The organism is Bathymodiolus azoricus thioautotrophic gill symbiont, from assembly GCF_001298715.1.
In the GTDB taxonomy this organism is placed as follows: domain Bacteria; phylum Pseudomonadota; class Gammaproteobacteria; order PS1; family Pseudothioglobaceae; genus Thiodubiliella.
In genome coordinates this window covers 1-1,942 of record NZ_CDSC02000416.1, presented here as the reverse complement: position 1 = coordinate 1,942, position 1,942 = coordinate 1, and the positions used below count along the sequence as shown (strand labels likewise).

The 1,942-nt window shown below is 29.7% G+C and carries 1 protein-coding gene; it reads left to right on the top strand.

Annotated elements, in window-relative coordinates:
* Positions 1–1,942: type III restriction-modification system endonuclease (locus BAZSYMA_RS08030; RefSeq protein ID WP_090717697.1), on the top strand; the 1,942-nt coding region annotated here is incomplete at both ends.

Genomic DNA, 1,942 nt, shown 5'->3' with positions numbered 1-1,942 from the left:
GAACATCAAACCCAAGCGGTAAAAAGTACGGTCGGTGTTTTTGATAATTTAGAAATAAAAGAAGCAACAGGAACAGACAAACAATATATAAACCCTCATATAGATATATTTTCTCATTATTACATAGGAGATTACAACGGGAATATAAGAAAAATTCAAGAACACAATGAAATAGAAATCAATGTAAAAAGAGAAAGCAACATCATAGATATTATGATGGAAACAGGAACAGGGAAAACCTATACCTATACCAAAACCATTTTTGAACTCAATAAAAATTACGGTATTTTTAAATTTATTGTTATTGTGCCTACACTTTCTATTAAAGCAGGAACAATAGATTTTTTAAAGAGTGATAGTGCAAGAGCACATTTTAAAGAGCAATATGGCAAAACCATTAAATTACATATTGTTGAAAGTAAAAAAGGCGGTAAGAGCAAAAAATCATTTATGCCGCCATCTGTTAACAGTTTTGTAAACGCAGGTGTTTATGAAAAAACCAGTATTCAAGTAATGGTTATTAATGCAGGAATGATAAATTCGGAAACAATGAGTAAGAGTTTTGATAAAGGGATATTTGATAAACATACCGTTCCTTTTAAAGCCATTTCGGATGTCAGTCCTTTTTTAATTATTGATGAACCGCATAAATTTGGTAAAGAAAATATAACTTGGAAAAATATCCACAAAATGAACCCGCAATTTATCATTAGATATGGAGCAACTTTTCCTGACAAAGAGATAAAAGTAAAAGATGCTTTAAGTGATAAATTAATAAAGAAAAAAGTAAAAGATTATCATAACTTGGTTTATACCTTAACTGCCGTAGATTCTTTCAACCATAATTTAGTAAAAGGTGTCATTGGTCATATCACAGAGTTTGAAAATGGAAAAAATGCTATTGTAAAACTCAATAATACAGACGGCACAGAAGCCACTTTTGAACTAATGGAAGGCAAGAGTAAAAAGACATTTAAATTGACAAAAAAAGAAAGTTTACAAAAAGTGCATCCAGCAATGGAAGATTTGTACTTAGAAAGTTTAAATAAAAGCAGAGTTGTTTTATCTAACGGAATTGTATTATCAAAAGGCGATAAATTAAATCCTTATTCTTATACAGAAAAACTGCAAGAAATAATGATTCAAAAAGCCATTAAAAGCCATTTTGAAAATGAAAAAGAACTACTGACACGACCTGTAAAAATCAAACCAATAACACTCTTTTTTATTGATAATATTGAAGAATACAGAAATGAAGAAGGCTATTTAAGAACAACCGTAGAGCGTTTAATAAAAACAGAAGTTGAAGCATTACTTAAAACCGAAAAAAATACCTTTTATAAGGCCTATCTTGAAAAAACATTACAAGATATAAGTCTTACTCACGCCGGTTATTTTTCAAAAGACAATTCAGAAAAAGACGAGGCCATAGAAAAAGAAATAAACGAAATATTACACGACAAACAAGCAATGCTTAATTTAGACAATCCTAGACGTTTTATTTTCTCAAAATGGACTTTGCGAGAAGGTTGGGATAATCCTAATGTTTTTCAAATTTGCAAATTAAGAAGTAGCGGTAGCGACATTTCAAAACTGCAAGAAGTTGGTAGAGGCTTAAGATTGCCTGTAAATGAGTATGGAAATCGTGTAAAAAATGAGCAGTTTCACCTAAATTATTTTGTAGATTTTACCGAAAGTGATTTTGTAGATAAATTAGTCAATGAAATCAATGAGAAATCAGGTGCAATTTCAATAGAAGATATTCCAGAAAAATTATCGGATAATATCATAAAGAAAATTTGCGAACTATACGAAACCACAGAAGATGATTTATTGGAAGTTTTAGATGATAATAATGTAGTTACAAGAACAAATAAATTTAAAGAAGGTGGTCTTGATTTTATCAAACACAATTATCCTAAAATATTTGAAGGTGTTGGCT